General features: G+C 58.6%; 15 protein-coding genes. 11 read left to right on the top strand and 4 right to left on the bottom strand.

All coding sequences use genetic code 11. The features are described 5' to 3' along the window. Positions 1–97: 97 nt before the first annotated feature. From HMPREF3016_RS05590 to HMPREF3016_RS05570, 5 genes are all read left to right on the top strand, one after another. Entirely contained in the window at positions 98–304 is a 207-nt protein-coding gene (locus HMPREF3016_RS05590) for a DUF4177 domain-containing protein (RefSeq protein ID WP_048754236.1), read from the top strand. 129 nt (positions 305–433) lie between these two features. Continuing rightward, positions 434–916, top strand: coding sequence for a RidA family protein (locus HMPREF3016_RS05585; RefSeq protein WP_013397767.1), 483 nt, complete (start codon positions 434–436; stop codon positions 914–916). Between the two features lie 13 nt (positions 917–929). Continuing rightward, positions 930–1991: an NUDIX hydrolase gene (locus HMPREF3016_RS05580; RefSeq protein ID WP_070740796.1), complete on the top strand. Its 1062-nt coding sequence runs from the start codon at positions 930–932 to the stop codon at positions 1989–1991. 84 nt (positions 1992–2075) lie between these two features. After that, positions 2076–3074, top strand: coding sequence for an NADP-dependent oxidoreductase (locus HMPREF3016_RS05575; RefSeq protein WP_070740793.1), 999 nt, complete (start codon positions 2076–2078; stop codon positions 3072–3074). A gap of 15 nt (positions 3075–3089) precedes the next feature. Then, positions 3090–3725, top strand: a complete 636-nt coding sequence (locus tag HMPREF3016_RS05570; protein ID WP_070740790.1) for an NAD(P)-dependent oxidoreductase — start codon at positions 3090–3092, stop codon at positions 3723–3725. Here the strand turns inward: HMPREF3016_RS05570 and HMPREF3016_RS05565 are convergent. Together HMPREF3016_RS05565 and HMPREF3016_RS05560 are read right to left on the bottom strand one after the other, a co-directional pair. Continuing rightward, positions 3718–4383, bottom strand: a complete 666-nt coding sequence (locus HMPREF3016_RS05565) for an Abi family protein (protein ID WP_246828476.1) — start codon at positions 4381–4383, stop codon at positions 3718–3720. The genes HMPREF3016_RS05570 and HMPREF3016_RS05565 overlap by 8 nt on opposite strands. Positions 4384–4879: 496 nt before the next feature. Then, positions 4880–5557 (bottom strand): Crp/Fnr family transcriptional regulator, encoded by a 678-nt coding sequence (locus HMPREF3016_RS05560; RefSeq protein ID WP_004005489.1) that lies wholly within the window; start codon positions 5555–5557, stop codon positions 4880–4882. A gap of 371 nt (positions 5558–5928) precedes the next feature. On the opposite strand from HMPREF3016_RS05560, the gene HMPREF3016_RS05555 reads away from it, so the two are divergent. Next, positions 5929–7122 carry a MarP family serine protease gene (locus HMPREF3016_RS05555; protein WP_004005488.1) on the top strand — a complete coding sequence of 398 codons (1194 nt, stop codon included), beginning with the start codon at positions 5929–5931 and terminating at the stop codon, positions 7120–7122. A gap of 163 nt (positions 7123–7285) precedes the next feature. Here the strand turns inward: HMPREF3016_RS05555 and aroQ are convergent, their stop codons facing one another. Further along, positions 7286–7729 (bottom strand): type II 3-dehydroquinate dehydratase, encoded by a 444-nt coding sequence (gene aroQ, locus HMPREF3016_RS05550; protein ID WP_004005487.1) that lies wholly within the window; start codon positions 7727–7729, stop codon positions 7286–7288. Between the two features lie 111 nt (positions 7730–7840). Here aroQ and nth point away from each other — a divergent pair, with 111 nt between their 5' ends. Then, positions 7841–8767: an endonuclease III gene (gene nth, locus HMPREF3016_RS05545; RefSeq protein ID WP_070740787.1), complete on the top strand. Its 927-nt coding sequence runs from the start codon at positions 7841–7843 to the stop codon at positions 8765–8767. After that, positions 8760–9527 carry an NUDIX hydrolase gene (locus HMPREF3016_RS05540; RefSeq protein ID WP_070740784.1) on the top strand — a complete coding sequence of 256 codons (768 nt, stop codon included), beginning with the start codon at positions 8760–8762 and terminating at the stop codon, positions 9525–9527. Before nth ends, HMPREF3016_RS05540 begins: the two co-directional genes overlap by 8 nt. Before the next feature lie 64 nt (positions 9528–9591). On the opposite strand, the gene HMPREF3016_RS05535 is transcribed toward HMPREF3016_RS05540, so the two are convergent. Then, positions 9592–11544, bottom strand: coding sequence for a bifunctional 3'-5' exonuclease/DNA polymerase (locus HMPREF3016_RS05535; protein ID WP_083315889.1), 1953 nt, complete (start codon positions 11542–11544; stop codon positions 9592–9594). Between the two features lie 195 nt (positions 11545–11739). Between HMPREF3016_RS05535 and HMPREF3016_RS05530 the strand changes: the two genes are divergently transcribed. The 3 genes from HMPREF3016_RS05530 to HMPREF3016_RS05520 all read left to right on the top strand — a co-directional run bounded on the left by HMPREF3016_RS05530 (position 11740) and on the right by HMPREF3016_RS05520 (position 17791). Next, on the top strand, positions 11740–14223 hold the full coding sequence (locus HMPREF3016_RS05530; protein ID WP_070740781.1) for a PEP/pyruvate-binding domain-containing protein: 2484 nt from the start codon (positions 11740–11742) through the stop codon (positions 14221–14223). Between the two features lie 347 nt (positions 14224–14570). After that, positions 14571–16370 (top strand): TadA family conjugal transfer-associated ATPase, encoded by a 1800-nt coding sequence (locus HMPREF3016_RS05525; protein WP_246828475.1) that lies wholly within the window; start codon positions 14571–14573, stop codon positions 16368–16370. Continuing rightward, positions 16367–17791 (top strand): type II secretion system F family protein, encoded by a 1425-nt coding sequence (locus tag HMPREF3016_RS05520; RefSeq protein WP_070740778.1) that lies wholly within the window; start codon positions 16367–16369, stop codon positions 17789–17791. Before HMPREF3016_RS05525 ends, HMPREF3016_RS05520 begins: the two co-directional genes overlap by 4 nt. The last annotated feature ends 4 nt before the right edge of the window (positions 17792–17795 follow it).

Genomic DNA, 17795 nt, shown 5'->3' with positions numbered 1-17795 from the left:
GCGTCACGTTCTGCCCCTTTGTTACGCCTAGAGCGTTGAACCTGCAATAGAGCGCAATGACCTTGTTCGAGCCGGGGAACAGGACTACCCTAGAGCTATGAAGAAATGGGAATATTTGACTGTGCCGTTGATCGTGCACACCACCAAGGCAATCCTCGATAACTACGGTGAGGAAGGGTGGGAACTTGTTGCGGTTCTGCCCGGTGCACCCGCACCCAGCGGACCGACCCCTGCAGGCAACATGGTGGCACCCACCCAGGGTAACCCCATTGCCTACCTCAAACGCGAGAAAGTTGAAGGCTAAAGCCTTGCACCACGCCCGGTAACCTGAATCCTCCGGTTGCCGGGTTTAGCGTTCCTTTTGCGATATGCTTCTACACAACACTACATATATGCGGCGCACGTGCCACCAACCACATCCCTGGAGAACTCCATGACTGAATCCCGTTACGAACTGAGCATTCGTGAACTCGGCTACCAGCTTCCCGAAGTCGCAGCCCCTGTCGCCGCCTATGTACCCGCCGTGGTGAGCGGGAATTATGTTTATACCTCCGGGCAGCTTCCATTCGTCAGCGGTCAGCTGCCCGCCACCGGTAAAGTCTCGGATTCGGGTGACTCAACATTTGTGACCCCTCAGGATGCCAAGAAGTACGCCGCTATTGCAGTGCTGAATGCGCTTGCCGCCGTGAAGTCCGTTATCGGCGATCTTGATCGGGTGAAGAAGGTCGTGAAAGTTGTGGGATTCGTGGCATCTGACCCGGAATTTACCGGTCAGCCCGGGGTGATCAATGGCGCCTCTGAGCTGTTGGGTGAGATCTTTGGCGAGGCTGGTACGCACGCCCGCTCGGCGGTCGGTGTTCCGGTGCTTCCGTTGGACTCTCCCGTTGAGGTTGAAATCATCGTCGAGTACGTCTAATATTCTCAGGATCATGACTACGACACCTTCTCAGAAGCTGTACACCGGAGTAGTTCCGGTGGTTGGTGAAGAACGGAAGCCGCGCATCTTTACCGGGCGGTCTTCTGCACCTGCCGCACGCACCGAACAGATTCAGCGTCTTTATAAAATCCCGGAGTTTATGCGCACTGCCGCCGAAACATGGGTATCCGAAGGCGGTGAGGATGCGGGGGCATGCTCGCTTCGCCAAGCGGCATCAGTCATCTTTGTGCGTGACGGCGAAGACGGTCTTGAAACCATTCTGACCTACCGTCCGGGGTCTTCACCCTTGGGCGTTGTCGCTTTTCCGGGCGGTACCGTGACCCCCGGCGACGACGACGCAACCCCCTGGTATGGTCCGACCCCCGATGAATGGTCTGCCAAGTTCAAATTCAAAAATGTAACCTGCGCGCGCCGCACCGTGATCGCTGCTATTCGCGAGTCCTTTGAAGAGACCGGTCTGCTTCTTGCCGGTGAGGACGGGCAGAACGTCGCCGAGAGCGGCGCGGGTGAAGAACAGATGAGTCAGCGTGAGGCAATCGCCGATCAAGACAAGAGCTTCGGGCAGTTCCTAACCTCATGCGGGCTGAAACTGCGCACAGACCTGTTGCGCCCGGTATCGCGTTGGCAGTCGCCAGACTTCTTCCATAAACGCTACGACATCGCCTATTTCACCACGGTTGTTCCTGTGGGGCAGAACGCCAAGCTGCTGGAAGGCAAGGGTGTGTGGGGCAGCTGGGTGAATGTGCGCACGCTCATGGAGAGTAAGGATACTTCGGAACTGGGGGATCGTATCGGGCAGCCGAATACGGTGGGTAAGACCCTTGAGGAACTGGTGACTCCCGCCGTGATGTGCATGCTTGAGTCGCTCGCCGCCTCAGAAACCGGGGTATCGTGGCTGGCAAAGCGTCGTACCGTTGAGGTGAAGAAACCCGTGCTCGTGAAGAACGACGGCGCGTGTATGCTTTCGTTTACCGAAGTTGTGCCGGTGTCGTCTAAAACAGGAACGCTTGGCACAGTCGGTCCACTCAGGTCGACCTCTGTTGCCCCCTCATAAAACTTGGAAGGCCGGATTTTCCGCAATGTGTGGAGAATCCGGCCTTTGTTGTAGGCAGATAGTTACAGTAAAAGGAGAAATCTCATGATTCGCAAAATTCAGTACAACGCCTATGGCGATCCCAGCGTCCTAGAAATGGTTGAGACAGACGAGCCTACGCCGGGCGAAGATGAAGTCCGTGTGACGGTTAAAGCGGTTGGACTGAACCCCATAGATCTGAAAACCTTTGAGGGGTATAAGCCGCTTCGTGTCGCAGAGACTAGCAACCGTTTGCGTCACCCGTCCTGGTGGTTTGGCCGCGGCCCCGCACGTTTTCCGAAGGGCGTGGGGCGTGATTTTTCAGGCGTGATAGATGCCCTCGGCCCCGGTGTGAACAATGTTGCTGTGGGGGACGCGGTACTGGGAACCCTGCGCAGCGCTCCCGGCTCCGGCGTGACGGAAGGCTCCCTGGCTGAGAAGCTGGTGACTTCTGCCCAGAATATTGTTGCGAAACCTGAGAACCTGAACTTTGAGGTTGCCGCAGCCTTGGGCGTCGCCGGGGAGAGCGCATGCGGGGCGTTCCGTGCAATCGATCTGAAACCCGAGGATGTGCTGGTTATCAGTGCCGCATCCGGCGGTGTGGGAGCCGTGGCGGTTCAGCTTGCGGTGCATCGGGGAGCAACAGTTATCGGTATCGCATCGGAGAAAAACGCGGAGTTTGTGCGCTCTCTGGGGGCTATTCCGGTTGCTTATGGCGATGGTTTGAAGGAGCGTATTCTCAAGGCGGCCCCAGCCCCGGTTACGAAAATACTTGACTGCTACGGCGGGGACTATATCCCATTAGGGGCAGAGCTCGGCCTGAAAGGGTCCGCTATGGGCACGCTGATTCCTACACCGAAGGCGATGATGAAGGGCGCGCAGTTTACGGGGGCGCGGCATGCTCAGCCCGGTGACCTGAAAGAAGTCGCCGATCTGGTGGCATCGGGAGATATTGACGTGACCTTAGCGCATGTGTACCCGTTCAAGCTTGATTCCATCCGTGACGGTTATAAGGAACTGGGCACGGGACATGTGCGCGGTAAACTTGTGGTCACTATTCCCTAACAAAAGTCGAAAACTATGAAAATTTTAGTATCTGGTGCTACCGGAAACGTGGGTCGTTTGGTCGTGGAACAGGCGCTTGCGCGTGGTCATGAGGTAGTTGCACTTGCCCGGAATCCGCAGAATCTTCAGCTTGAACACCCGAACCTAACCACGGGCGCTGTAGATATTCTTGATGCTCAGGCCCTCAAACCCTGGCTTCAAGGCGTAGATGCGGTCATTAGTACCGTAGGGATTGGCACCTCGAAAACCCCGACAACCCTTTACTCTGCCGGGACAAAGAATCTTCTGGACGCCATGCAAGAGCATGGGGTATCACGTTTGGTCGTGATCTCTTCGGAGGTCGCCGAACATTGGGCTCATCAAGGGCTCTTCAAGCTCTGGGTGGTGTTGCCGCTGCTGCAGCACTTTTTGGGCGCGACCTACGATGATATGCGGCGTATGGATGTGGTTTTGTGGGAAAGCACTGCGCAGTGGACGGCGGTGCGTGCCCCTCGCATTCAGCCGATGAAAGCTAAAGGCTCTTATCGGCTAGATGCCAACATGCCGCTTCGACGCGGCTGGATGATTACTCCAGCGGATATGGCGACTGCGTTGCTCGATATTGCCGAACGTGAGGATCTGAACCGGCAGCACGTCTACGTTGCTAACTAGATGTGAGAAGGCGCCCATGATGAGCGCAGATATTCCGCACGATGTTAAGAGCCTTAAGCCAGCTACGCAATTGAGGCGCAGTGAGGTCGCACTGACTAGATATAGTATTCTGCACGCTAGTGGGTGAAAGCTCGTAAAGATAGGTCAAGCTTCCCCAGTCCATAATCTCCGTGGCAGCCCATACTGGGAGCTTCCCGCCATATTTCTGTTTGTGGTGTTTAACAAAGTCTTCACGTGATGATTTAAGCTCATGTTCATAACGTCTACGCCAGTATTCATACTTAGTACTACGAGCGGTAGCCCCTAGCTTGTAAGGATCAAGGTGAATCAAAGGGTCGAGACGCCCTAGTTCATGACCAAGATGCGCACGTATTGCAAGCTCAATAGGTGTAAGGGCTGTAAATGTTGCAGTACGAAGTCGAGAATCAAATCTATATAAGTCAACTACATCTCTCAACCGCGTACCTGGAAAGAAAGTATCTGCACGGCTGCTATTTTTAAACTCTCGAAACGGGTAGCAATAACCGCTCAAACGATAATAACTAACCTGCTGAAGCAAAAATATCGCTTCGTCGCGATCTCCTATGTCCATACCACGTCTGACTAGGATATCTACTTGCTCATTGTAAGTTTTAAATTCTTTGATGTCCTCGCCCATGAGTACCCTCTGCATGATGAAGACCGGCCCTGGACCTAACTATCAAAGTAGTAGGCGGAACCGGTCGTGGTGATAAACACTCTACACAACGTTCGTCATTCTAAGCAAGCGCGATCGCGCCTTATTCTTGATAAATGTCATAAGAACTTTCGTCTTGCTAGAGTTATCCGCACTCGCTTTACAAGGGGACCCGTATCGCCTGGAGGCGATCCACCCTTAGGCGCTTATGACGAGTATCCCATCGGAAACGTCTGGCTTCCCGTACTCTTGCTTGGGCTCAGGAGGATATCCGCAACGAGCGCCTAAGGCTGTCATCCACGGCAAAGCGAAGCGGCACCGGGGATGACAGGTCGCCTTGTCAAGCGAGTGTGGAGTATCCTCCTGAGCCTTGGAGCTGATTCGATGCAGAGCACGCAAAAACCGCATCCGAAATCGTTGAATAACACGACGTATCGGATGCGGTTTCGTACGAAGACTTTGCGCGCTGTCAGAGAGCTTAGCGCGAGCGTTGGCGCAGTCGCGGCAAATCGAGAATCACGACTGCGCGAGCCTCTAGGCGAATCCAGCCGCGGGAGACGAACTCTGCCAGTGCCTTATTAACGGTCTCGCGGGATGCACCGACAAGCTGTGCCAGCTCTTCCTGGGTGAGTTCGTGGGCAACGAGGATGCCGTCGGTTGCGGGGCGCCCAAAGCGGTCTGCAAGGTCGAGGAGAGCCTTGGCGAGGCGACCGGGGACGTCGGAGAAGACGAGGTCTGCCAGCGCTTCGTTGGAGTGGCGCAGGCGGCGTGCCAGAGTCTTGATAACCTGGTCGGAGATGCTGGGGTCCTGCCGCTGTGCACGTTTGAAGGATTCGTGCTTGATAGCGGCCAGGCGTGTTTCGGAGACCGCTACGGCGTTGGTGGAGCGGGGCGATGGGTCGAAGAGCGCCATTTCGCCGAAGACGTCACCGGGTCCCATGAGCGCGACCATGTTTTCGCGCCCGTCTGCGGCGGTGCGCCCAAGCTTGACCTTGCCGGAGAGCACGGCGAAGAGCTGGTCGCCCTGGTCACCCTCGTAGAAGAGCACGGCGTTGCGGGACAAATCAATTTCTTGGATATCGTCTGTGAGCAGCTTGAACGCGGCGTCATCGAGGGTCGCGAAAAGCGGGGAACGACGAAGGATATCGAGATCCATAGTTACTCCTTGAGTGGGATAGCGGGCGATTCTTTCGCTCGAAAATCTGTGCGTCACACGGTCGCATCTGCGAGACGGATACGATGTGAACCGCATCGCTGGTGTGTGACATATTCAACTAATACTAATACTGAGCGTACCTCATATTTTTTATTTCCGCATCTAAAAAACAACATCCAGGAGGAAAAGTTTTCTGCGCTTACGGGGAAAACTTAAGAAATTCACAGCTTCGCACTCTAGCATCAGCATGTACAGTGTGAGAGGGCTTTGAGCAGCGCACGAACTCTTCGATTTCTCTCATGCTCAGGTGTGCCTTCCGGACGCGCCGTGCGGATTCACCGCATTTTATGTATTCACCAAGGAGGACGCTCATGTCAGCAACTTTTAGCCCCCTTGACATTATTATTCCTGTCATTCTCGTGCTTTATTTCATTGCCGGTCTGCGTAGCGGTTTCTTCACCACGCTAGGCACCTTTATTGGTCTTGCTCTAGGTGTATGCGCCGCCGCGTGGCTCATCCCGCTTGCCGTTGCGGCTGTGGGATCCAAATGGGGGCTGATTACCGCTATCGGTATCCTGATCCTCTGCCTAACGCTGGGGCAGTGGTTGGGACTCATCGGCGGCCGCAGCCTGCGCCGTGTCACGGATATAACCCCGCTTAAAGGCGTAGAACGTTTCTTTGGCGGCGTGCTCAATGTTGCCGCCTGCGCGCTTGTGCTCGTGGTCTTAACGCTCACGATGCGCACCGTACCCCTGCCGCAGTTCAACGCAGCGTTGAACAACTCAAAGACCCTCTCATGGATGGTCGAGAACACCCCGGATGGTCTGCGCAACGGTATCGAAAATATTCGTAACGATGTGCTCGCATCCGGCACTATTCCCGAGGTGCGCCAGCTGATCGCCCCGGAAACCAGCGCGCCCACCCAGGGCGTAGAGACGGAGGCGCTCAATAACGCATCTGCCTCTGTAGTGCAGATTCTTGGTGCCGCCGAACAGTGCGGATACACTTCAACCGGTTCCGGGTTCGTGGTGGATCATGGGCTTATCGCAACGAACGCACACGTGCTTTCGGGCGTGAACTCGCCTATGGTGAGGGATCAGCGCGGGCGCACCTGGCAGGGTGAGGTCGTCTATATGGATACCGCCCAGGATCTTGCCTTTATCCGCGTGCCCGGGATGAACCTGGATCCGCTGCCGATCGGCAGGAACGCGAACCCCGGCGAGACCGTAACCTTCATGGGTTACCCCCAGGGCGGACCGTTCAAGGCGCTCCCTGCGACCGTGCAGGGTGTGGGCAATACCCAGACCATTGATGTAGAGACCGGTAAGCCTAACCCGATGCGCCAGGTCTACCAGCTTGCCGCAGATGTGCAGCACGGTAACTCCGGCGGTCCTGTTCTTGACGAAAACGGTAACGTTGTGGGTGTGGTCTTCGGTAAAGCTCCCGACGGTGAAAGCAGCACGGGGCAGACCGGTTATGCGATAACCGCATCCACCCTGAAGCAGGCGCTTGAGGCTGGTGGCAGCAACACCGCTTCCGTGGCGACCGGAACCTGCAAGAACTAATTGCTGTAACACGATAAACGCATGATGTTATCGCTGGGTAACCCTGCGACGACAACCAAGATATAAGGTGCCTCACGTATCCCTGCTATTGGATGCGTGAGGCACCTTTGCGTGCCCGCCTCACCGCACGGCGCTGAGGCTCTGCGACCGATACTTCTCGGCTCTACTCCGACTCTAGATGCTGTGCCAAGAAATCTACCGCCATCACGTACCCGTAGGCGCCTGCTCCGGCGATCACCGCCGTAGCCTGCGGGGACACATACGAATGATGCCTAAACTCCTCGCGCCGGTGCACATTCGAGAGATGAACCTCAACGACGGGCAGCTCGGCGGCCTCCAGCGCATCGTGAAGCGCCACCGACGTGTGCGTGTACGCCGCCGGGTTGATAATAATCGCCGCGCCACGGGTGCGTGCACGCTGAATCTCATCCACCAGCACACCCTCATGATTGGACTGCATAAACTCAATATCGAAGCCGTGCAGGGCGGCGCGCTCACGCACCATCAGCTCAATATCGTGCAGAGTCGTGTACCCGTACACCTCGGGGCGACGCTGCCCCAGCAGATTCAGATTAGGGCCGTTCAGAACAAAAATCGTTGCAGACATACCCCTAGTGTGGCATATTTACCCGCTCAAAAGCGGCAGAAACCGTGCGGTAACGGCGAACTTCGGTACCCCTAGCTGGGAAAAGCAGACAAAAAACGGTAGGCTCGCGCTATGAGCGCATCCGCACCGAAAAGCACCACCGACACAGCCCCAGAGCTACAGCTCACCGAGGAAGAACGTGAACTGCTAAGCATCCGCACCGTGCCCGAGTTTGAGGCAGCACAGGCGGCACGCCGCCGCGCGAAGACACTCGCCAAAGCCCCCGAAAGCCACCTTGCCACCGTGCGCCGCGCCCGCAAAATCAACCGCATCCTGGGCGAAACCTACCCCTACGCCGTGGCTGAACTCGACTTCACGAACGCCTTTGAACTGCTGATCGCCACAGTGCTCTCGGCGCAAACCACCGATGTGCGCGTCAATCAGGTAACCCCGGCTCTCTTCACCCGCTACCCGGATGCGCCCGCCCTCGCCGCTGCCACCGAAGAAGATGTCGAACCCTATATTCAATCCCTCGGGTTCTACCGCGCCAAAGCGAAATCTATCGTCAAACTCGCCCGCCAGCTTACCGACGACTACGACGGAGAAGTGCCCGGAACCCTCGATAAACTGGTGAAACTGGCAGGAGTCGGGCGCAAAACCGCAAACGTGGTACTCGGCAACGCTTTCGGGGTACCCGGACTAACCGTCGATACCCATTTTGGCAGGCTCGCGCGGCGTATGGGATTCACCACCGAAGACGACCCCGTCAAAGTCGAACACGACGTTGCCGAGCTTATCGAACCGCGCGAATGGACCGACTTCTCACACCGCATGGTTTACCACGGGCGGCGCATCTGCCACGCCCGCAAACCCGCCTGCGGAGTCTGCCCCATCGCCGACCTGTGCCCGTCCTGGGGTGAAGGCGAGACGGACGAAACCAAAGCGCGTAAACTCATGAAATATGAAATGGCACCCGGTCGTGAACGCCTGCACCTGCGCTTCCTCACCGGTGCCACACGCCGCCAACTGCACGCCGAAGGATACCCGCTGAGTGCATAACACCCCGAACACCGCCGCCGAACAAGCCCGCGATGCACTCGCGAACCTTGCCGCAGGAAAACTCGATGTCAACATAGACGCCCTCATGCGGTACGCGCCCAACAGTACACTCTCCAAAGAGGCGGCAGTGCTCGTTCTCTTCGGGGTACTCGATGATGAACCGAGCGCATCCGCAGACTTTGACGGATGCCCAGAGTGCGTGGGCGAGAACCTGGACGTTCTGCTTTTGGTGCGGGCGGATACTCTGCGCTCACACGCCGGTCAGCCTGCATTCCCGGGCGGCAAAATTGACCCCGAGGATTACGAACTGGCGCGCCAGCAGGGAGTTCCGGTGGGGCGCATCGCCGCCCTGCGCGAGGCCGCGGAAGAGACCGGGCTTGACCCTGCGGGCGTTGAAATTCTGGGGGAGCTGCCGACCCTGCCGCTTGCCGTGAGCGATTTCAGGGTGACCCCGGTGCTGGGGTGGTGGGCTTCACCCACGCGGGTTGGCGTGGTCGATACGAACGAGTCTGCCCTGATTGCGCGGGTGCCCGTGCGGGATCTGCTCAACCCCGCCAACCGGCATACGGCATATGTGAAGCGTGGCCGTATAACCCATAAAACCCCGGCGTTTGAGGTCGTGCACTCTGGCGGTGATGCGCGGGTCGAGTTCACCGTGTGGGGATTCACTGCGATCGTGCTCGATAAGATTTTTGATGCGCTCACCTGGACGGTCCCGTGGGATGCTTCGGTGCTTAAACCCGCGCCCGCATCCGGGTAGGCTGACGTTAGCCGGTACTTAAAGGCTCGTGGGAAGGAATGGAAACGAGCATAGGCGGCGTGGACTATTTGCCTTCGGCATAGTTGGTTGTGACCGTCACTGAGACCGGGAACTCCACCGGCACCGTCCCGAAAAGTAGGCGCGCCGCCTCTGCAGCAGACTCCCGCAGAATCCTCTCGACACGCTCCGCCTCCAGTTTGGGGCCGCACAGCAACAGCTCATCGTGCAGAAAATAGACAATTTTGGTGCGCATGGGCATGCCGAAAACCGTCTCAGTCAGCAGACGTGAACGTACCCTGCCCATCCAGCACAGTGCCCATTCCGCAGCCGTTCCCTGCACAACAAAATTGCGGGTCATACGCCCGTAAGAGCGAGAAAGGGAGACGGCACGCGACTCCGCCGCAGGGGTAGAACGGTCTGCGACCGTCCGTTTGAAACGTTCGTCTGGCGCGGGTGAGGTGCGCCCCAAAAAGGTGGTGACTTGCCCGCCCACCTCGCCGATGCGCGCCGCACGTTCCGTAAACTCCATCGCACGCGGAAAAAGCTTGGCGACATGCGGCAGCAGCGCCCCAATTTCTCCGCTGCGCCCGCCGTACATAATGGCGAGAAGCCCCACCTTAGCCTGTGCGCGTTCGGTGAGCGCCACGCCCTCAAGCCGGGCGAGTTCGGCGATTCCCGCATACATATCGGTGCCGCGGCCCGCCGATGCCAGCGCCTCGTCGTGGCTGAGCGCCGCCAGGATGCGCGGCTCAATCTGCGAACCGTCAGAAACGAGAAAAACCTCGCCTTCGGGGGCTAGAATTGCCGAACGGATCTCGGCGGGAAGCTGCAGAGCCCCGCCGCCGGATGCGCCCCACCGCCCGGTCGCGGCGCCTCCAACTTCAAGATGCGGGCGAAAACGACCGTTGCGCACCCAGGAATCCGCCCAAGACCACCCGTTCGCCGTAAAGATACGGTACAGCTTCTTGTACCTGAGGATGGGCTCGATGAGCGCCCACCGCCGTTCCCGCTGCGTGGCAGTCTCCTCAGCCCAGCCCTTGAGCACATAGGAGCGGGTACTGGGCACGTTCACCCCGGCGGCGTGAAGTGCGCGTAAAAGTTCCTGCGGGGAATCTGGATTCAGATGGGGCGCGAAAAGGTCGGCACGAATCTGCTCGGCAAGCTCCATCAGCTTGGCGGGATGCTCGCCTTCAGGCGGGCGCGGGCCCAAAATCTCAGTCAAATGGGCATCATGCGCGGCGGTGTCAAAGGGAATTCCGTAGTATTCGATTTCTGCCGCGACCAGGGATCCTGCCGATTCCGCCGCCGCCAATAACCGCAGCCTTTCGGGATGCGCACCGGTGGCGATCGCCCGCAGCTGCGCGGTAAATTCATCGAGATGCTGGTGCACCAACTCGGTATCTGCCGATGTCAGCGTTGGGGGCGCCGCCTCATGACCAGATACAGTATTTTCCTCAGCCGCCGTCAAAAAGTCGTCCCCGAAAAGCTCGCCCTGACCGGCAATTTGGCGTGCGACGGGCAGCTTACCCGCAGGTTTTTCGACAGTATCCTGCGCCAGGTCGAGAACGGGTTCATAACGAACATGCCCGCTCGGGTGAGTGCTCGCGGTGAGCAGAATGCGCTGTACCAGGCGCATATCGTGGCACAGCGGAACTCGCACCCCTTTGCGCAGCAGAATAGGCGCAATCGTGCGGGTGTCAGCCCATATCCAGCGTGCGTGCGGTTGCTTCGACTCGGGGTTAATGCGCGGGTCAGAGCGGCGTTCAACTTCGCGCACATAGGCAGGCAGATTCCCGGTACTCACGCGGTCGGCACGCAGAATATTGAGCTTCGTGTGCATGCCGGTCAGCTGCGCCGGGGCGAGGGATTCGACGTGAAAAACTCCCCAAAAAGCGGGGGAGGATGGGGAACCATGCCCCGATGTTCCCGTGCCCGTGTGGGTGCGCGCGGGATGCGCATCCAGCGGAATGACCGAACCTCTGGCGGGCGCATCAAGGGGAACAACGAGAATGTACACACTCCTATTATCGGTGAGAGAACCCCGAATATGCGAAGACGGTTAGGCATGAACCTGCATGTCAGGGCGAATTCGATGGCAGCAATCTATGTCCAAACCTTGCCGTGGCAGATATTCTAAAAGAATAGAGAAACGCTTTGCCGTTGAGACAGGACAAAGAGTGACACGAAGCACGATTAAGGCGGTGATCGGACGATGAAGGCTCCACACAAACAAGAGACGACCGCGTTCATATCCTGGTTCCGGCGAGGTCATCCCTCCGGGGACTCTCAGGTAGTCAGCGTCGGCGGCAAGGGCGCCAACCTTATAACGATGCATCGCGCCGGTCTGAATGTGCCGCCAGGATTTTGCGTGACAACAGACGCCTATAGAGCCGCCGTCACGCCGATTGCCGAGGATATTATTCACGAGGCAACCGGTACGAACTCTCACGCTGCACGAAAGCTGATCCTGAAGCAGGAAGTCCCGCGTGCCGTGCGAGACGCCGTCGTCGAGGCTTACCGGGCGCTGGGATCGCCGGTTGTGGCGGTACGTTCATCAGCGACAACGGAAGACCTAGACAGCGCGAGTTTCGCGGGGCAGCAGGATACCTATCTCGGTGTGCAGGGAGAAGAGTCTGTTGTCGATGCTCTAAGGCGATGCTGGGCGTCCCTCTGGACGGATCGGGCAGTGGCATACCGCACAGAAGCCGGGTTCTCCCATGAATCGGCGGAACTTGCCGTGGTGGTGCAGGAAATGGTTGCTGCAGACGTGGCGGGCGTCTTATTTACGGCAGATCCTATCTCTGGCATGACGGACCGGATGCTCGTCAGCGCCTCCTACGGTCTTGGCGAGTCCGTCGTCGCCGCCCATGTCAACCCGGATACATTTACGCTGGACTCACAGGGGCACGCCGTCGAGACGATCATCGGGGATAAAGAAACGCGCATCGACCTCGACCACACTGGCGGGACTAAGAGAAGCCCGGTTCCACCGAATGATCGCGCGGCTTCATGCCTGTCAGACTCCAATCTTCGACGGCTCCACGCTCTCGGGCGGCAGGTATCCGCCTATTACAACGCACCCCAAGATATCGAGTGGGGTATATGCGGCAATGAGCTCTACCTCTTGCAGACTCGACCGATTACATCTTTATCGAATCTGTCGAACACCGACTCGGGACACGGACCTGCACAGTCAAAGACTCTGCAGATGATGCGTGATGACCTGATCGAGCATTATCCCGCACCGTATCCCCTAGACATCATGCCCGTGCGCAAGGTACAGCAGGAAGTTCAGCAAGTTCTCGGTTCTCTCGGCGTGGATACGCCACCCGTTGATCGTGTTATCCGCATCAGCGATGATGGGATTGCGAGCATTCACGCAACGTGGCCGCGTGTTTCGCCGCGCATCGTAACGCACTTGCCGCGCACGATTCGACAGGCCTTTTCGTCGGCGAATCCCGACTGGGATGCAGACTCGCTGGACTGGAAACATGAACTTGAAGCATTCCAGGCGGATAATCGGGCACTTGAGAGTATCACCGACCGTGACCTGATTGCGCGCAGTCACCGTGCGGTTGATGCGGCGGCTGAGCTTACGCGCGCTCGCTTCTCGCGCTACCTCATACCGCTAATGTTCAAACGTGCTGAGGCGGATATGATGATGAAAATTGCGCGGCTCGGCCCGAGCGTCACCACCGAGGATTTATTCGCGAACCTCGATTTTGTGACGGCACATATCGACCGCGAGATTTCGCGCCTCTGCGAGCGCGCCCGCGATCTTGCTCTCGACGACGTCCTTGTGGAAACAGATAACGCGGTTGAATCTCTCTCGAAGCACGCCAACGGGCCAGCGTTTCTCGAAGAGGTTCAGCAGACGCTTTCGCGGATTGGGGCGCGCACACCGCGCATGTACCTGCCCTATTCAAGCAGGTCTTGGGGCGAGAACCCCGAAGCATTTTTCACGCTGATTGCCGCCGGCATTCGTGGCAGGCACACCATGGATGCAGATCGGGCCGATAAACGTCAGCTCGTGCGCAGCCGACTGCCACGGTTCCTGCATAAACGTTGGGATAAGACGGTCACCACGCTGCGGGCTCTGCATGTCGCACGTGAAGGCTCTCTGTACCTTATTGAGGAATGGTTCGTTGAGGCTCGTAAGGTCATGGATGAGATCGCACATCGGCTCGTTGAACGCGGTATCTTGACTACTCCCTCAGACGTAACCTATGCGCTGTTTGACGAGGTGGAATCTGCGCTGCTTGCAGAAGAACCATCCTCCGATCTTCAGCAGAAGATTTCGCGCCGAAAGCAGAAGCGCACAACCGCTGAAACCTTGTGGTGGGACCGAGGGAAGCACCGCTCTGAGGCGGACGGCATCAAAGGGGTTGGCGCGAGCCCAGGGGTGACGATGGGCACGGCACGGGTTATCCACGGGCCGGAAGAGTTCGGGCTGCTGGAACCGGGCGAAATACTCGTGTGCCGGTACACCGATCCCACCTGGACCCCACTGTTCAATGTGGCTGCCGCCGTAGTGGCTGATACCGGAGGTCCGCTTTCTCACGCGGCTATCGTTGCGCGCGAGGTCGGGATTCCCGCTGTACTCGGCACTCAATCCGGTACGCAGGATATTGTGTCGGGTCAGACGATTCGGGTCGATGGGAACACAGGACTGGTTACACCGGTCGAAAATGAGTGAGGGCAGATGAATCGTCGTCACTGGTGTCTGGCAGCCGTGCTCATTGGGTCTGCAATCATTGGTGTGTCTGCATATAACCCGGTACATGAACCGTCTCGTGAAGACAAGGCAGTAGGGTGAGGCGATAAGAACCCTTCCTAGTGGTTCGGGCACAAAGCGGCGCGGTTAGTGCGGCGCGTCATAGAACGACATAAAAGCGTGGTGTGCACGCTGGGCGAGCGGAGAGATGGTACGGGAATGGCCTCCTGTCCTGTGGATACCGCACAAAACTGTCCCGTAGGGTGAAGTTATCCACAGTCTGCTGCTCGGTTGCCGTGCGCATGCGCGAAAACCTGTGAAATAGGGGTATGGCAGCTTTACCTCCTTCACCTCAGGCAGTATTTCGCACCCAAACGGCAGAACACGGCTTTTTCCGGGCATTCTCTCGCGGCGCCGACAGCGCTTATAGATCGGGCAGCGCCGAGACAGCAGGCACCGACGGGTTTGCCCCCGAGCAAACAGACTTCGTCACCTGTGGAAACTATGCCCCACCTGAAACCCTCTCGATTGTTGGCACCTGCATGCCGCCTCAAGAGCTGATGGCACCCGATTTCTCAGCCGAGACAAGAGAACGCCTGGGGCTCACCCCTATTCCGGTGTTTGAGGATCACCGCGCGCGGCGCATCGCCCGGCATGCCCTCACCTATCTGCTAGCGCGCCCACCCAGCCCGCACACCGAGACCGATCAGGCTTCACCTGCTGCTTCGGCAGACGGCGAAAATCCCCGATTGTGGTCGAGTAAAGACCTAACGTTAGCGGTGCAGCAGGCCTGCGAAGAGGACATGTACGGGGACGAAAACCACGATTTTCCTGCCGAGAACGAACCCGACCTCGTATCGCGGGCGCTGTCCTGCCTGCACGCCGAACTTTACGGTCTGGGCGCGCTTGAAACCCTCACACATATTCCCGGAATCACCGATATTTACGTGAATTCCCCGCAGGATGTGTGGGTTCAGGCGCACGGACAAACCCAACCGGTAACCCTCACCTTCGAGACCGAGGCGCAGGTACGCCAACTCGCCAACCGTCTTATTAGAGCGCACGGCGGCAGGCTTGATGCGGCGCATCCGGCAGACGACGTGCACGACGACTCCGGTCGGCGTATTCACGCGGTCATTCCGCCGCTGGTCGAGAACACACACCTGTCTATTCGTCTGCCCGCCCAAAGCTGTTTGACACTTACCGCGCTCCGCGAAAGCGGCATGTTTGATGCGGCGACCGAGCAAGCCCTGCGCACCATGATTGCGCACCGGCAGAATTTTGTCGTCAGCGGGGGAACCGGCACCGGAAAAACCACGCTTCTCAACGCGCTTTTGGGCGAATGCGAAGCCTGGGAACGCCTCATGATCCTGGAAGATACCCCGGAACTGAACCCGCAGCATCCGCATACGGTGAGCCTCAAAACCCGTGCCGCGAACGCCGAAGGTGCCGGAGAGATCACGCTGGGAGACCTGCTGGTGCAAGCTCTGCGTATGGCACCCGATCGGCTTATGGTGGGGGAGTGTCGCGGCTCTGAAATCCTGCACCTGCTTAACGCCATGAACACCGGGCACCAGGGCGCAGGTACAACGCTGCATGCGAATTCCGCATTCGCTGTGCCGCATCGTCTTGCCGCGCTGGGTGCGCTCGCCGGTTTGGATGAACGCACCGTTGCCCTCCACGCTTCTACCGCATTTGACCGCATTATTCACCTGGAACAGGTGCAGGGCGTGCGGCGGATCGCTGGAATTTACCGGCTTGACCTGCGCCAGGATGCGCTGGTGGTAACGCCGTGCGGGTCTGAGCCTGCGGGTGAACTCTTGCCGGGCGAAGGCTCAACGGCAGACAATTCGGCGGGCGGCACCCTACCTGAGGGTAACGGGGAAAACTTACCGCTGAACCCTCCCATGGACGCTATTTCACCGGATAGGCACGCTGCCCATGCACGCTCGGCAACCGCGCATCCCGCACACGAACACCGCGGCGCAACCCCCGAAACGCAGACTACACCGACCGCATGTACCTATGGATACGACCCCGGGGTTCGCACCGATTCTGATGTTCCGCCCTATACAGCCGCACCACGGGAACAAACCGACCGTAGTAGCCAGGAAGGAGAGGAACTATGAGCCTGATGGTGCATCATAAGACGCGCGCCGCCGGTTCGTCTCAGAGAATAGCGCATAAAAACGCGGGCGACAGCATGGCTTTTGGCGAGTATCTGCCTGCCACAAGACAGCCTCGGCTAAAGGCACGGTTTCAAAGGCTTATCCCGCCGACTCCACCAACCTCAACCGAGATGCGTCTATGGCCGCAAGCGTTGCGCGGTATATCTGCGACCCTGGATGCGGGTCTGAGCCTGCGCGAGGCAACGGCTGAAAACCGTACCCGGCATCCGCCTGGCACTGACGGCATTACGGTTCACGGTTCCGCAGCACAAAGTCGGCAAACGGGGAACGCTGATGGGAACGAACCCGAAAAGTCCTCGCTCCTTCGCCGGGTGCTGCACCGGCTGACGGGCAGCAGACGTGAGCGGGCATACCGGCAAACCCAAGACGATATTGACGAGTTATTAGACACTTTGGCCCGTGAAGAACAGCTTGGTTTCGCGGCGGGAACAACCCTGGGTGCCCTCAACGCGCGGCGGGCACACAGCCGGGAGCGCATCCGCGAACTCGGCCTGTGCTTACGTATGAACGAAACCACCGGTGCACCCCTGGCGCAGACCCTACGGGCTGCGGCCGAACATGCCGAAGAACATCTGGATGCTCTTCTCGGGCGAGAAAGTGCGCTGACGGGGCCGAAAACGACCGGCAAGATACTGTCGTGGCTGCCGTTTATCGGCTTAGCGATGGGCTGGCTGATGGGAACAGATCCCGTCGGCGCGCTGACCGGTTCGCTGGCTGGCCTGCTGACTGGTTTTTTCGGCATCACGCTGGCGCTTCTTGGGAGGCGCTGGACGGCCCGGCTTGTGCATCGGGCCGAACGCAGCTCCGTGTTGGCCGAGGAACCTGCGCAGAAGAATGCCCGTGCTCAAGGAACTAGGCGGCGCCGAAGAGAAAAGAAACCGCCGAAAGAACCGGCAGGGTTTAGCGGTTCTGCAGAGACTGAGCCGCTGGATCCGGCGCTGATGCTTGAGCTTCTTGCCGCACAATTGCGCGCGGGGCTCAGTCTGACCGGCGCCTTACAGGCTCTTGGCCGGGCACTCGCGCATGAAGAACGAGCGATAAGCGATGCGCTTGAGTACATCACCTTGACCCTAACGGTAAGCACCGATTGGCAGGCCGCCTGGGACGGTTACGACCATCCGCTCCTGCGGGAATTGGCTCGGATTCTGGCACCGGCGTATTCGGCGGGAACACCCAGTGCGGCGCTGCTGCGGCACTGCGCGGCAACCTATCGGCTGGAAGAGCGCCGGGCGGCGGAGCGTGCATCCGCAAAGCTCGCCGTAGCGCTGGTTCTTCCGCTGGGACTGTGCTCGCTTCCGGCCTTTATCTGCTGCGGAATCATACCGATTGTGATCTCGCTTCTTCCGGGGCTGCTGGCCTGAACCC

This window comes from Rothia sp. HMSC065D02, assembly GCF_001815285.1.
Taxonomy (GTDB): domain Bacteria; phylum Actinomycetota; class Actinomycetes; order Actinomycetales; family Micrococcaceae; genus Rothia; species Rothia dentocariosa.
Note: the sequence above shows the minus strand (reverse complement) of the source record. Positions and strands in the feature narration are given on the sequence as shown.

What these genes read in the sequence shown, in the direction of transcription:
- HMPREF3016_RS05590 (WP_048754236.1), top strand. Translation starts at nt 98, where the DNA reads ATGAAGAAATGGGAATATTTGACTGTGCCGTTGATCGTGCACACCACC.
- HMPREF3016_RS05585 (WP_013397767.1), top strand. Translation starts at nt 434, where the DNA reads ATGACTGAATCCCGTTACGAACTGAGCATTCGTGAACTCGGCTACCAG.
- HMPREF3016_RS05580 (WP_070740796.1), top strand. Translation starts at nt 930, where the DNA reads ATGACTACGACACCTTCTCAGAAGCTGTACACCGGAGTAGTTCCGGTG.
- HMPREF3016_RS05575 (WP_070740793.1), top strand. Translation starts at nt 2,076, where the DNA reads ATGATTCGCAAAATTCAGTACAACGCCTATGGCGATCCCAGCGTCCTA.
- HMPREF3016_RS05570 (WP_070740790.1), top strand. Translation starts at nt 3,090, where the DNA reads ATGAAAATTTTAGTATCTGGTGCTACCGGAAACGTGGGTCGTTTGGTC.
- HMPREF3016_RS05565 (WP_246828476.1), bottom strand. Translation starts at nt 4,383, where the DNA reads ATGGGCGAGGACATCAAAGAATTTAAAACTTACAATGAGCAAGTAGAT.
- HMPREF3016_RS05560 (WP_004005489.1), bottom strand. Translation starts at nt 5,557, where the DNA reads ATGGATCTCGATATCCTTCGTCGTTCCCCGCTTTTCGCGACCCTCGAT.
- HMPREF3016_RS05555 (WP_004005488.1), top strand. Translation starts at nt 5,929, where the DNA reads ATGTCAGCAACTTTTAGCCCCCTTGACATTATTATTCCTGTCATTCTC.
- aroQ (WP_004005487.1), bottom strand. Translation starts at nt 7,729, where the DNA reads ATGTCTGCAACGATTTTTGTTCTGAACGGCCCTAATCTGAATCTGCTG.
- nth (WP_070740787.1), top strand. Translation starts at nt 7,841, where the DNA reads ATGAGCGCATCCGCACCGAAAAGCACCACCGACACAGCCCCAGAGCTA.
- HMPREF3016_RS05530 (WP_070740781.1), top strand. Translation starts at nt 11,740, where the DNA reads ATGAAGGCTCCACACAAACAAGAGACGACCGCGTTCATATCCTGGTTC.
- HMPREF3016_RS05525 (WP_246828475.1), top strand. Translation starts at nt 14,571, where the DNA reads ATGGCAGCTTTACCTCCTTCACCTCAGGCAGTATTTCGCACCCAAACG.
- HMPREF3016_RS05520 (WP_070740778.1), top strand. Translation starts at nt 16,367, where the DNA reads ATGAGCCTGATGGTGCATCATAAGACGCGCGCCGCCGGTTCGTCTCAG.